Source organism: Salinicola lusitanus, assembly GCF_003206045.1.
GTDB lineage: Bacteria > Pseudomonadota > Gammaproteobacteria > Pseudomonadales > Halomonadaceae > Salinicola > Salinicola lusitanus.
This window is the reverse complement of record NZ_PZJM01000002.1, coordinates 119,841-133,184: the sequence shown is the minus strand read 5'-3', so window position 1 is coordinate 133,184 and position 13,344 is coordinate 119,841. Positions and strand designations below refer to the sequence as shown.

Sequence of the window (13,344 nt, the reverse complement as noted above, 5' to 3'; positions counted from 1 at the left end):
TCATTGGCGAGAGTCCGATCATGATCGATCCGCTGGCCGAGGTGGTTTCCCTGCTACAGCCCAGCATGCGGTTTTCCAAGCTGATCGTTGGTGGCGGGCCCTGGCGCGTGCGCCGCAGCGATCCGGGCGACTTGTTCTATTGCGTCGTGCTGGAAGGCGAGTGCCTCTCCTCCCCCGGTGCCGGGGAACCGATCCATCTCACTGCCGGTGATTTCCTGCTGGCTCCATCGGCGCAGGACATCGTCGCGTCCAGTCATCCGCCACCGCCACTCGATGTCGAGAACTGGCCTGTCGCCATCGGCGACGGCGTATTCCGGCTCGGCGCGGCGGATGCGGCGCCCGATGTGCGCATGCTGATCGGCCATTGTCATTTCGAATCGCCCGACGCGGCGTTGCTGGTCTCGCTGTTGCCGCAACGCGTGCATATTCGCGATCAGCGGCGACTGGCGATGCTGGTCAAGCTTGTCAGCGAAGAGTCGCGCGCCGATCGGCCGGCGCGCGATATGGTGCTGTCGCGGCTGCTGGAAGTACTGATGATCGAAGCGCTGCGAGTCACCGGAGAAACAGCGGCCTCGCCCGGCCTGGTGCTCGGGCTCGCCGATAATCGCCTGGCGAACGCGATACGTGCCATGCACGCCGAGCCGACACACGCGTGGACGGTGGCAGAATTGGCGCGGCAGGCGGCGTTGTCACGGTCGGCTTTCTTCGAGCGCTTCAAGCAGACGGTCGGTCTTGCGCCGATGGCGTATCTGCTCGCCTGGCGCATGGCGCTAGCCAAGCGAATGTTGAGAAACGATCAGAGTCGTATCGCCGATGTTGCCGAGCGGGTCGGCTACAGTTCGGCGAGTACCTTCAGCGTTGCCTTCACGCGCCACGTTGGCACGCCGCCGACGCGGTACGCCAATGACAGAAAGCCGCTAGAAGCGAAATCAGATCAGTCGTCACATGATCAGGGTCAGTGACGACCTTGGACTGCTTACGGACAAAAGTTGGATGCGTACATCGGGCGCCACCCAATGACTCGCAAAAACACTGCCGGCTCGGCGCTTCTTCGATTTCGCGGTAGAGCTAGGGCGGTTCCCCGCCGATCCGGCGCAATATACCAAGGCCTGGTGGCAGGAGTTCGAGCGTGTGCTGGTGGCTATGAGTAGAGGACTGCGACAAACACTCCGACCCCAGCCGAAGCGCGGGTCAGTCGTCCTTGGCGCCGGTCGCCGGCAATTCCATCAATAGCGGCCCGCCGGCCAGCGCCTGCTGCAGGCGAGTGACGAGAAGTTCCAGGATGGCGTCGTTCTCGCCCACCAGCCGGGTCGTTACGACATTCAGGCCAGGGGCGCGAGACATCGCCTGGGCGCAGATCTCGGCGATATCGCCGCCTTCACCGGCGTGCCGGCCCGGCGAAAGAAACAGCATCGAGAGGATCACGTCGCCTTCGGCCAGCTCCGGCGAGGCCAGCAACGTCTCCAGCAGCGGCTCGTTGAAGCGATAGGCATCGCCCTCGCGGCGCTCCATGGAGGCAAAGGTCACACACTCGGCCTCATCGGCCAGCAGTGCACTCAGTTGCCCGGTCAGGTAGTTGCGTACCGCCGTAACCTCCGGGATCGGGCTGCCGTGATCGACCAGCACGACCTTGGGCCGGGACTGGCCGCTAATGCGCTCGCGCACGTTATCGGCGAGAAGTTGCGCCAAGCGCAGGTCAGGCGCCAGCAGCGTATCGACCAGCGGCGGGGCGACCCTCACCGACAGCTGCGGGTAGTTGGCCTGCACCTCGGCCAGACGCTCCGGCAGGTAGCGGGTCAACGCCTGGCTGGGCCCGAAGAAGAAGGGCAGGATCAGCAGTTCGGTCACGCCCTCGGCCGCATATCGTTCGGCCAGCGGCCCCAGGGAATCCGCCTTGCGACAACCGAGCTGCTCGGGCGGAATCTTGAACGAGTGCAGTAGCGATGCGGCCTCGACCGCGTCACCCGTGGCCTGGCTCAAGGCGTCGGCGAGGCGACGCAGGTTGAGCGTCGCGGCAGGGCGCAGGGAACCGTTGTCGACGAGCAGTATCTTTCGCATGGGGCCTCAAAGCTGGCGCAGATGGGTGTCAAATCAAGTCTTTCGCCGCAAAACGAGCCGACGCGAAACCAGCATAACCGGGTTTTCCCGATAGGAAAAAATAGCAAAGCGGCGGGCCGATGGCGCTCTGGTTTTCCCTATCGGGAAAGTGGGTAGCCATTTTGAATGGTCTGATCAGGTGAAATAGCGAGTTGTTCCGCTTTCGGCCAAAAGCGGACATTTAGCCAAAGCAGGTATAGCGGATGAGTTAAGCCGAGCCGCGAAGCGGCATCGGCTTGAATGAATTGTTAGAGCGCACCGAGACTGCCAATGTGCTTCTCCAACATTTCGCTCGATTCTTTGGCTCTCAGGTAGCCAATACTAAGATACCAATCAACAAGTTGATCGGTATCTGGCTCTTGGTTTAGTGCATATGGCTTTATCTGCAGCAATCTGCAACCGAGCTGAAGTGCGTGCTTCTCTCCGTACTCAATCAGGGATTTTCCGATGCCTTGCCTCCGAAATTGAGGAAGCACGTATACTTCATATATGAACCCAAGATTTTTCTCTTTCCAATCTTCGTAAGATAGAAGCCCCGCCTCTTGTCCATTGACTAGCGCCGCGAACTCACATGACCTTCTGGCATGACCTCTTAAAGCACGCTCGCGAAGAGTTTCGTTATGAAGATCTTCCGGGGCGTTGATTGCTGAGATAACTAACATGCTCATGTCGTGTGATCTAATGCCAAGCTTTGGGGCAGCTGAAGCGCTGCGTAAGCCATCCCAGCCGCGATAGCGGTGACAACAGCACCTTATTAGAAAACCTTACCACGTTACATCTACTACGATTTTTCCATTCGCATCGCGCTGTTCAACTGATTGGGTGCGATTGAAGCCTTTAATTGAAGTGTGATCCGTATGAACTACAGAACCTACTTTATTCCCGCTTAAATCCAAAACTGCATATGTCCAGATATCAGTCTCAGCCATAGTGCCTTTTGAACGATGGCTTTCTTGCTTTAAGGTTTCGCCTGGATTCAACTTAACTCTATCTTTCAATGCTCGATCTCCATTGGTTATCTAACGCCGCGCTCTGCGGCAAATTTGAAGCGCAGCGTAAAATTTGTCCGACAACAGCGCCTTGTTAGGCAAGGTGCTCAAGTTTTCCAAAATGTAAAACGTGAAGAAGCTCCTCAAATAATCGGAGTCACCAATCCAGCTTCCTGGATTAGCGTATCTATTAGTTTCAATAGCTTAGACACGTTATAACTACCATCAAGCAAGTCGTTATCGGACTGCTCGTGAAAGTTCTTTGAATAGGATTCTTTGTAATCTAAAATGCCATGCCATGCATCGATATCCTTTTTGAAATTACTCCATGTGACCTGTGCTGGAGGGTATTGATCTAGGTGAAGATCAAGATAACACTCAATCGCAGCAGCTCTACCATTTATATCAGAGTTACTAACCCCTTCAGGTCCGAGAGTTACAAACTCCCTAAATTCATCAAGATCAGGTAGTAGCATTGCCCTCATGTTGGTAGGAGAATTCAAATTTTCAAATTTGCGCAAAGCATCAACGCCCTCTGCGTCGTTATCGAAAACAAATAAGACCTGATTTAAGACCTCGATTCGTAACAGCCCCTCTGCAAACTTTACTAGATTGCCCGTTCCCCAATAAGGATGTCGTTCATCGACATCCACAAAATTGAAAAAATCCGCCACATCCGGACGTAAAATCTGTAGAGCTCGCTGAATAATGCGTGTATCTGATGTACCCTCGGTTGCTATCAGAACCTTTTGCTTTTGGAGTGCTCCAGCCCGAAACGCCTCTCGTTGAACCCATCCAGCATGAACAATAGGACCAAATTCCCAATTAACCTCAACATCAGAATTTTCTGTATTTTGCGCAAAAACCTGAAGCATAGATTCAGCACTAAGAACACAAACTCTTGAAGACAGATAACTGGCCTCAGACCAATAGAGATCTGAGCCACCAGGCCAAGGAACTCGATCAAATAATTCGACATCAGTTGCGAGACGACCTTGAGAAATAGTGTCTCGATCTTGTGTGTCATATTCTATATAGTCTTTTTTTAACTCAGACAGCGGATAGCGACATGCCAAGTGGCAAAACTCTTCAAACGTCAGATATTCCTTTTTTGATTCATCTGTATCAATCTCATTTGAGATCTCTTCCGCTTCTGCTATCAACGAATTGTATTCAGCGCGTGCCGCGTCAAGTGTATGGCCGAGTATGTTTAGTCGTGGTATAATCCGATATAAAGCCCTAGCAAAAGCCTCCTCCGCCTTTTCTACCTCATATTTTAATTCAGGATTTTCTTCATAATATTCGTAGTCTATTGACTCAGACTTTCGGCGTATTAAGTCACCATCTTGAAAAAGAAATCCATAATCTATGCCCATGTGATTTTTGGAATACGACAGAGAAACGTTCCCTGCGTACAGCTCTATCGATGTTCCCATTTAAATCACCTTCTTATTGCTAGCTTAATTAATCGCACTCGTGCTGCCTAACGCCGCAATCACGCGCTCGTCGCGTGCATTGCTTGGTTATGTTTATTTCACATGGCGATCCACTCGTTCCTTCAGGATGTCCATGAGCAGGGTACAGTTTGCCGTCTCGTATACGGAACCAAGGCGAACCACTTGTTCCTTCAGAGTGCCCATGCGCAGGGTACAGTTTGTCATCCCTGATTCGGTACCAAGGGGAACCACTTGTTCCTTCAGGGTGCCCATGAGCTGGATACAGTTTATCACCCCTAATACGGAACCAAGGCGATCCACTTGTTCCCTCGGGGTGCCCGTGTGCTGGATATACCTTAGCTTCCATAGCTAGCCCTATTTCGATTCAAAAACATAACGCCTAAGCTCAGCGGCGTTTAAGGCGACGCCTGCTTTGCGGCAGCAAAGCGGGTGGCGGGTCAGACGTCCGCTGCAGCGCATTGTTAGGCATCTCCTTCAGCGAGCCTATTGGCTCCGCAACTGAGCAGAAAATTGGCGGTCTCGTCGAATTGCTGTGGCTTACGCGTGGGATCCTCCGTTGATCCTTGAGGCACCCAGACAACCAGGCCCTCGCGCCCCCGAGTCATAAGGACGCGGTATGAATTTGTGATGAACCGCTGCCGGTCGCCGTTGACATTTGCCCAGCTATTTCCTCGAAACTGGCGATGCGCCCAAGTCCGTCCATTCCAAACCAGGTCGCCACCCCAGCACAATCCAACAAAGTCCAGTTCCAACCCTTGGGTCGTGTACTCATTTGCAGGAACTTCCAAGGCGAACGAAGAACGAACATCCTCTCGACCGTTGAGATACCACTGAGCGATCGCACTCCCGTCCGTCGCATTTAGTGTCACACCCAGACCATCTGCTCGTAAACGCCGTGCACCTGAACTAGCAACCAGGCCAAATCTACGCTCTCCACGCGCATGTACTTTTAGCCATTTCCTCGCAAGATCGATAGATCGAGTTACAAGTATTGGATAATCACCGAGTTCGCGGGCCAAGGTTGCCGCTTCAGGTGCATTGCCGCCCAAGACCAACGAAACCCACCGACTGAGCGAAGGCGAGCGAAAACTCCGCAACGGCACGGTTAATTCCAGATCCGGTTCAACAACGATATCCGCTGCTCCGGATAAGCTACCGACCCCAAGATTGGCCGTTGCATCGGAACCGACCGTAAAATCTGGCGGGCCGTATACGCACCATTTCTCTAGTTCAGTATTCGGCAAAGCTCTCAACGCTTTACCCCACTCGGCGATTCCGTTTTCTCCTGCATTGATTTCTTGTCCTCCGCCAACCAGTGCAACGATAGAACACCAATCTGGATGTCGCCCCATAATGTCTAGAAGAAGTTTGGGCTCTGAAGATGGTCGTCCGAACTTCTTTCGTCCGTAATCCTCATCCCAGGCCCGCTGGGCTTCATCGAAGACGATCACATGCTCATGAGGAGAGGAACCGTCATCATTTGTCAGATACTCTCTCAGAAAATCGATGATATGTTGAATTCGGGTTCGAACCGAATTTCTTGCTTCAGCTAGAGCGGGCTTAACTCCACGAGCCTTACGCCGCGACGCTTCATCACGAGCGAGAGCCTCTCGGAGAACAACAACCAATGGGGTGTTTCCAGAGAGGTAGACAATATCTCCCTGGTCTTCGACCCCAGATTCCACAGCACTGTGTACTACTTGCAAGCCAGCCAACGTCTTTCCGGACCCGGGGACGCCAGCGAGAAAAACCAATGACCGACCTCGCTTCCGTTTGGTTTCCTGAATAATCTCGACGACACGATTAGCCGATGCATCCAAATTGGAGGCATCGGCTTGAGCTATTTCGCGTACACCATGGCCAGCGAAAAGTGTAGTTGCCGCATCCACCACGGTAGGCACGGGTCGATACTGGCCCGACTCCCATTCGCGTATTTCATATCGCGCCGTTGGAACCGAGGTGCCTACCCGGACAAGAACGTTTGCTAGCCCTAATCCCCCTACGCAATGAACCTCAGCAACATCGGCCTCTTTAATCGTTGACACATAGGAAGTAGTTTTGGCCTCGGTACACCAAAGTACCGGAACTATGCTGATTCCAGCACTAGCTCCATGAAAATCACGTAGATCGAGACCGTACTCCTCTACCTGACGCCGGTCAGCAGATCGGAAGGTTGATTCTCCAACTTTGAGTTCAACTACTACGATCGCAGCGGGCGTCAAGATCAGCACATCAATGCGGCGTCGTAACCGATAGAGAGGATATTCAAGCAGGACAGGCCAACTTGCAGCATCTGGATGCAGACGTAGCAATGACCTCAGTTCTTCTTGCAGCTTTGGAACTGTGATATTCCACGATTCGGTTTGCGTCGTGTATTGCGAAGAAAACCCATCGGCGGCGTATTTGGAATGCAGTGCAGCAGCGACTTCCTCTAGTGAGATTCGGACGAATGCACCGGTCGTTGATGAATAGTAAGCCGTCATATCTGCACTAGATGCCTAACAGGTATTAGACAGCGCGCTCGTTTATTGACTTGAACGCGCATGCGAGTTCAACAATGTTATGTTGCACACTGTTTTCTCCAAAACATACTGAAAAATCGACATATTAAGTATAGCTTGGCCATATAACACCAATCATAGTGCCAGCTGCATAACACCGATGAGCGTGCAGGCAGCCTTTCCACCATGGCTCCTTTGGATCGCAAGCCGCCTTGATCTTCTTATGCCAACCCCCTAGCCGCGTTTTCTTCCGCAACGCCTAGTTAGTATCTGCACTAATGTAAACCAATGTTTTCTCCGAGTAACGACTCTGAGACCAATTCTCTAGTCAGGGTTGGCTTGGGCGTCATGTTCAGTAGGACGAGGTACCTGATACGGGGCGATGAGCATCGGGGAGTAGTCAAGGATCAATCCTGCGGCTCATCGATCCCTGACGGATGGTTCCGCTCAAACCGCGCCAGGGTTTCCTGTCGGAAGTAGCGTTTCAGCAGGTCGTAAAGCTCGGGGTAGACCTCGATCAGTTGATCCGGGGCGGTGAAGAAGAGTTCGCAGCAGACCGCGAAGCATTCGCCGGGGTGGGTGGCGGCGTAGTCGTCAATGGGGGTGGGTTCGTCGCGGGCGAGGTGGGCCTGCAGGTCGTCCCACACCGCGGTGAAGATGCGATGCCACTCTTGGGCGGTGACATCACTGTTGGCGGCGAGCGGGGGGAAGCCGTCCACATCCTGCGAGTTGCCCAGGTCGAGCTTGTGGGCGAATTCGTGAATGATGACGTTGTAGCCGGTGTAGTCGCCGCTTTCGGCGACATCGGGAATTGCCAGTACCACGGGGCCGCGCCAGGAGGTTTCCCCGGCGCGCTCGTCGACGTATTCGTGCATCACGCCGAAGTCGTCCATCTCCTCGACGTGGCGATGAAAGGCGTCCGGCAGCAGGATGATCTCGGTGACGTTGTCGAAGGCGGCGCTGGCGTCGCGGTCCGACCAGCCCAGCGTGAGCAGGCTGGCCTGGGCGGCGATGGCGAGCAGGGCGGTATCGTCGACTTCGACCCCGTCACCCGCCACCCAGCGCTTGCTCTGCAGCAGTTGCCAGGCGCGCGGACCGAGACGCTCGGCATCGGCGTCGTCGAGGTCGGCCAGCAGCGGCAGGCCGTGGCGAATCGACCGCCATGCCTCCGGGTCGAACGGCTGGCGCGAGCGTTGGCGGGCATCGCCGCTCAGGCCCAACCAGGCTTTCCACGAACCACTCCGTAAGCCCATCGATCAGTTCTCTTCCTGGCGCGCCCCGGATTTCCACGACCAGTCGCGCAGGCGCAGATCGAAAAGGTCGAGACGGCGATCCTTGAGGTTGGTCACCGCGCCTTCCGAGCGCACCAGCTTGAGCTTGGTCAGGTCGAGGTCCGAGAACATCACCATTTCGGTGTTGGGCGTGGTTTCCGACAGCACCGCATCGTGGGGGAAGGCGAAGTCCGACGGCGAGAAGACCGATGACTGGGCGTACTGGATGTCCAGGTTCTCGATCGAGGGCACGTTGCCCACGCTGCCGCAGACCACCACGTAGCACTCGTTCTCGATCGCGCGGGCCTGGGCGCAGTGGCGCACGCGCAGGTAGCTGTTCTTGGTGTCGGTCCAGAACGGCACGATCAGGATGTCCATGTCCTGCTCGGCCAGCAGTCGCGGCAGTTCGGGGAACTCCACGTCGTAGCAGATCAGGATGCCGACACGGCCGGCATCGGTCTCGAACACCTGCAGCTCGTCGCCGCCCTCGACCACCCAGTCGCGCCGCTCCTGCGGGGTGATGTGCAGCTTGGCCTGGCGGTCGATCCCGCCATCGCGATGGCACAGGTAGGCAACGTTGTAGAGCTTGCCATCCTCGCCCAGCTCGACCATCGAGCCGGCCACGATGTTGATGTTGTAGGAGACCGCCATGCGCGAGATCTCGGTCTTGAAGCGCTCGGTGAAGCCGGCCAGGAACTGGATCGCGGCGACCTGGTCGGTCTGGTCGGTCAACCCCATCAGCGGGGTGTTGAACAGCTCCGGGAAGACCGCGAAGTCGCTCTGGTAGTCGGAGATCGCATCGACGTAGAACTCGACCTGCTGCAGCACCGCCTCCACCGAGTCGAATTCGCGCATCTGCCACTGTACCGCGCCGATGCGGACCTGGGTGCGGCGGGTCTCGATGATCCGGCTGGCCGGTTCGTAGAGGATGTTGTTCCATTCGAGCAGGGTGGCGTAGCCCATCGACTTCTCGTCTTCGGGCAGATACTTGGTCAGCAGGCGCTTGACCAGGAAATCGTTGGCCAGCTGGAACGACAGGATCGGGTCGTAGAACTCCTTGCGCGCGACCCGATCGATGTACTCGGCGGGAGTCATCTCGTCGGCGTGCTGGTGGTAATTGGGAATCCTGCCGCCGGCGAGAATCGCGCGCAGGTTCATCGAGCGGCACAGGTCCTTGCGGGCCTCGTAGAGGCGTCGGCCAAGGCGATAGCCGCGGTAGGCCGGATCGATCAAGACGTCGAGGCCGTAGAGCGCATCGCCGTTGGCGTCGTTGAGGATGATCTCGCGATGCCCGATCAATTCGTCGTACTTGTGCGGGTTGGAGAAGCGGTCGTAGTCGACCAGCACCGTGAGCGCGACACCGACGATCTTGCCGTCGTCCTCGATGATGATCTGGCCGTCGGCGAACTCGCCGATCAGCTTGTCGATCGTCAGCTTCGACCAGGCGCCGCCGATGTCGTCGTAGACGGCATCCATCAGTCGCTTGAGCTGCGGGTAGTCCTCGGGCGTGAGGTTGCGCAGATTGAGGTGCAGTTCTTCCAAAGACATTGAGCGCCTGACTCCATCCGGGAAAAGAAATAGGGCGTCGCCAACCAGGCTCTGACCACCGGGCGTTTAATGACAAAGTCTAACACGCCGAGCTCCCCGCGCCCCCGCGGTATCGGGATCTGAATCATCGAAGCTGGGCTAATGGACCCTTAAGAAAGAAGCCGGTCTGCCGACAATGTTACCCGCGAACCTAATTTTTCTTTGCGACGGCGACAAGTCGAACGCGCCGCCGGAGATGCTGCATGAGACGATTACTTCCGGTCTGCCTGGGGCTGATGCTGTCGGTGACGAGCGTTGTCGCCGAGGCTCGGCCGCTGACGGACGATGGCCGACTGACGTTCAGCGGCTTCGGCACCCTGGGGCTGGTACACAGCAATCAGGGCGATGCTGGCTTCATTCGCGATATCAGCCAGCCCAAGGGTGCTGACAAGGGCTGGAGCGCGCGCACCGACTCACTGCTCGGCGCCCAGGTCGGCTATCGCCTTACCGATGAGCTGGATGCGGTGGTGCAGGGCATCAGCCGCTATGGCGAGGACGGCAACTACCGACCCGAAGTGAGTTGGGCGTTCCTGCGTTACCGGCCGGACCCCAGCGTGCAGTTGCGCGTCGGGCGGCTGGGGTGGGACGTGTATCAGCTCGCCGACTCGCGCTACGTCGGTTACGCCTACCCTTGGGCGCGGCCGCCGGTGGATCACTTCGGCATCCTGCAACTGACCCATATCGATGGCGGCGATGTCACCTTCAAGCAGCCGGTCGGCAGCGACCTGATGCTGCTCAAGCTCTATGCCGGGCGCTCGAGCAGCAAGATCTATCTGATCGACGACCTCTCTGCGGATTTCGATGTCGACAGCGTCTACGGTGGTCATGTCGACTACGAGACGGGGCCGTGGCGATTCCGGACCAGCTATACCGAAGTCCACTCCGATGTCGGCTTTTCGGGCAGCGTAGCCGACCAGATCGAGCAGATCCCGTTTCTCGCTCTCGATGCGGATACCGTTCTTGGCGATATCTTCGGCTTCGACCGGATTCGGTTATTCTCCCTGGGAACGCTCTATGATCGCGGCCCGCTGCAGGTTCAGGTGATGTGGAACCGCAGCCAGACCAGCCGCCACGAGGGACAGATCGACTCGGGCTTCGTCTCGGTGGGATATCGCATCGACCGGGTAACGCCCTATGTGGTGGCATCCCGCGTCGAGACATCGTCCACCAACCCCGATAACAGCGATATCGATCAGCGGACCTGGTCGCTGGGGGCACGTTACGACGTGACCACCAACATGGCACTGAAAGCGCAGTTCGATCGTATCGATACGCGGAGCCCGGGCTTCCTGTGGCGACAAGACGACAGTGACTGGAACGGGGGCTGGAGTTCTGTCTTCAGCCTCGGTCTGGACTTCATTTTCTAGGGGAATGTCCATGAACCGAGTCCAAAGGCTTCTCATCGCCTCCACCTTCTCCGCCACCCTGGTCGTTGCCGTTCCCGTCAGCGCCGACATCGCGGTAGTGGGCAACGCCGGCAGCGGCATCGATCGGCTGACCCAGAGCGACGTGGTCAATATCTTCATGGGGCGCTACCGCAAGCTTCCCACCGGCAACGTTGCGCTGCCCGTGGATTCCACCACGCTCAAGGCGCGATTCTACCGGGCGCTGGTCAACAAGGATCTGGCCGAGATCAACTCCTACTGGGCCCGGCTGGTGTTTTCCGGCGAGGCATCGCCGCCGCAGCAGATCGCCACCATCGACGACGTGCACCAGTTGGTGACCCAGAACATGAATGCCTTGAGCTACGTCGATGGTGGCCAGGTACCCGACGACATGCACGTCGTGCTGATGTTGAGCGAGTGATCGCATGTCTCGCCTGTTGCTGCTGCTGCACACCCGGCTGGCGCTGCGTACGACCGCGATCATCCTGATGATCGTCACGCTGCTGGGCGTCGTGTTCCTCGCCCTGGCCGTCTACCTGCGGGCGGAGAGCGTTCAGCGGGAGCAGCAGTCACGGATTCAGGAACTGCTGACGACGGTGGAGCGAACCGCGCAGATCGGCTGCTTTCTGGGCGACCGGCATCTGGCGCAGGAGGTGACGGATGGCCTGCTCAGCAACAATATCGTCAGCGCCGTGAGTATCGATGCCAGCGACGGCACGACGCTCGCCAGCGGTCGCGCCGATCCGGAAGGGGAGCCGGCGGACAGTGTCGTCCGGGAGATCTTCTCACCCTTCGAGCCGGAAACGTCGGTCTGCCGGATCACGGTGGCGCCGGATCAGGACTTCATCGACAAGCTCGTGTCGCAGGCCTCGACTTTCATCGGCGGCGCCTTGCTGCTGCAGCTGGTCGGTATCGGGCTCTGTGTCGTGCTGGTGGTGGTGCGGTTCGTTACCCGGCCGATCACCGGTCTCTCGCATCGGCTGAGCGAGCTGGAGGCGGAGACCGGGCAGCAGTTGCAGGCGCCACGCGGCAACAGGGACGACGAGATCGGCCAACTCGTCATCAGCGTCAACGCCATGATCGACAACCTGGTCCAGAGTCTGGGCGAGGAGCGTCGGCTACGGCTCGAGCGCGAGGTCGAGGAGCGTCGCTACCGGGCGATCTTCGACAATGTGGAAGCGGGGATCTTCGAGCTCGACAGCGCCGGCTTCGTCCGCTCGGCCAACCCCGCGTTCCGGCGGCTGTTCGACATGGCGACCGGCACCGATCTGGAACGTCACCCGGTCGCTTTTGCCGCGCTGGTCGGCGATGGCGACGGTGCCACGCACGCTTTCGCGGTCGACGACGAGGCCGGCGGCTACGAGCGCCAGTGGGAAGTGGCGCTGGACAGCGGCGAGCGGCAGCGCTGGATCAGCCTGATCCTGAGCCCGCTCGAGACGGGGCGGCTGCAAGGGGTGGCGCACGACGTCACCGAGCGCAAGAAAGCCGCGGATGCTGCCGAGAAAATGGCGATGACCGACCCCTTGACCGGCTTGGGCAACCGTCGGGGCTTCGACCACCGCCTGGCGGTGATGGCGCGTCACCATCGGCTGTATCCGGAGCGCTGCCATGCGCTGATCACGCTGGATTTCGATCATTTCAAGCAGATCAACGATACCTACGGTCACCAGGTCGGCGATCGTGCGCTTTGCCATGTCGGTGGCATTCTGGCCGGGCTGATGCGTCAGCGCGACTACGTCGCCCGCCTGGGAGGCGACGAGTTCGTCGTGCTGCTGGAAGGGTGCGACCAGCGCAGTGACGTCGAGGTGGTGCTGGAGCGCTTTCTCGACCGCCTCCGGAAACCGTTCGAGGTGGAGGGCGATATCGAGATCGTAATCGGGGTCAGTATCGGTATCGCCATGGTGGGGCTGGATACCGAGGATGCCGAGCAGGCGGTTCGATTCTCCGACATCGCGATGTATGCCGCCAAGCGTGCCGGTCGCAATACCTGGCGGTTCTACGAGCCCGTCACCCAGTCCTGATTCATTCCTTGGCCAGAATCACCAACTGCCGGGGTT

The 13,344-nt window shown here is 57.7% G+C and carries 11 protein-coding genes; 4 read left to right on the top strand and 7 right to left on the bottom strand.

What is annotated here, in order from left to right:
* The first annotated feature begins 20 nt into the window (after positions 1 to 20).
* Positions 21 to 962, top strand: coding sequence for an AraC family transcriptional regulator (locus DOM45_RS02415; protein ID WP_110597930.1), 942 nt, complete (start codon positions 21 to 23; stop codon positions 960 to 962).
* 229 nt (positions 963 to 1,191) lie between these two features.
* On the opposite strand, the gene DOM45_RS02410 is transcribed toward DOM45_RS02415, so the two are convergent.
* From DOM45_RS02410 to DOM45_RS02380, 7 genes are all read right to left on the bottom strand, one after another.
* On the bottom strand, positions 1,192 to 2,058 hold the full coding sequence (locus DOM45_RS02410) for a sirohydrochlorin chelatase (RefSeq protein ID WP_110597929.1): 867 nt from the start codon (positions 2,056 to 2,058) through the stop codon (positions 1,192 to 1,194).
* 287 nt (positions 2,059 to 2,345) lie between these two features.
* Positions 2,346 to 2,759: a GNAT family N-acetyltransferase gene (locus DOM45_RS02405; RefSeq protein ID WP_157958330.1), complete on the bottom strand. Its 414-nt coding sequence runs from the start codon at positions 2,757 to 2,759 to the stop codon at positions 2,346 to 2,348.
* 102 nt (positions 2,760 to 2,861) lie between these two features.
* Positions 2,862 to 3,095: a hypothetical protein gene (locus DOM45_RS02400; protein ID WP_110597927.1), complete on the bottom strand. Its 234-nt coding sequence runs from the start codon at positions 3,093 to 3,095 to the stop codon at positions 2,862 to 2,864.
* Between the two features lie 134 nt (positions 3,096 to 3,229).
* Positions 3,230 to 4,522: a HEPN/Toprim-associated domain-containing protein gene (locus DOM45_RS19950; RefSeq protein ID WP_157958329.1), complete on the bottom strand. Its 1,293-nt coding sequence runs from the start codon at positions 4,520 to 4,522 to the stop codon at positions 3,230 to 3,232.
* A gap of 482 nt (positions 4,523 to 5,004) precedes the next feature.
* Positions 5,005 to 7,026 carry a DNA/RNA helicase domain-containing protein gene (locus DOM45_RS02390; RefSeq protein ID WP_110597925.1) on the bottom strand — a complete coding sequence of 674 codons (2,022 nt, stop codon included), beginning with the start codon at positions 7,024 to 7,026 and terminating at the stop codon, positions 5,005 to 5,007.
* Between the two features lie 425 nt (positions 7,027 to 7,451).
* Entirely contained in the window at positions 7,452 to 8,297 is an 846-nt protein-coding gene (locus tag DOM45_RS02385; protein ID WP_110597924.1) for a M90 family metallopeptidase, read from the bottom strand.
* A gap of 3 nt (positions 8,298 to 8,300) precedes the next feature.
* A complete protein-coding gene (locus DOM45_RS02380; protein WP_110597923.1) occupies positions 8,301 to 9,863 on the bottom strand; it encodes a bifunctional GNAT family N-acetyltransferase/carbon-nitrogen hydrolase family protein in 1,563 nt (520 codons plus the stop codon).
* A gap of 242 nt (positions 9,864 to 10,105) precedes the next feature.
* On the opposite strand from DOM45_RS02380, the gene DOM45_RS02375 reads away from it, so the two are divergent.
* Genes DOM45_RS02375 through DOM45_RS02365 form a run of 3 tightly spaced genes read left to right on the top strand, consistent with a single transcriptional unit; the run spans position 10,106 to position 13,308 of the window.
* Positions 10,106 to 11,269: a porin gene (locus DOM45_RS02375; protein ID WP_110597922.1), complete on the top strand. Its 1,164-nt coding sequence runs from the start codon at positions 10,106 to 10,108 to the stop codon at positions 11,267 to 11,269.
* A gap of 10 nt (positions 11,270 to 11,279) precedes the next feature.
* Entirely contained in the window at positions 11,280 to 11,708 is a 429-nt protein-coding gene (locus DOM45_RS02370; protein WP_110597921.1) for a hypothetical protein, read from the top strand.
* A gap of 4 nt (positions 11,709 to 11,712) precedes the next feature.
* Entirely contained in the window at positions 11,713 to 13,308 is a 1,596-nt protein-coding gene (locus DOM45_RS02365) for a sensor domain-containing diguanylate cyclase (RefSeq protein WP_110597920.1), read from the top strand.
* Positions 13,309 to 13,344: the final 36 nt, after the last annotated feature.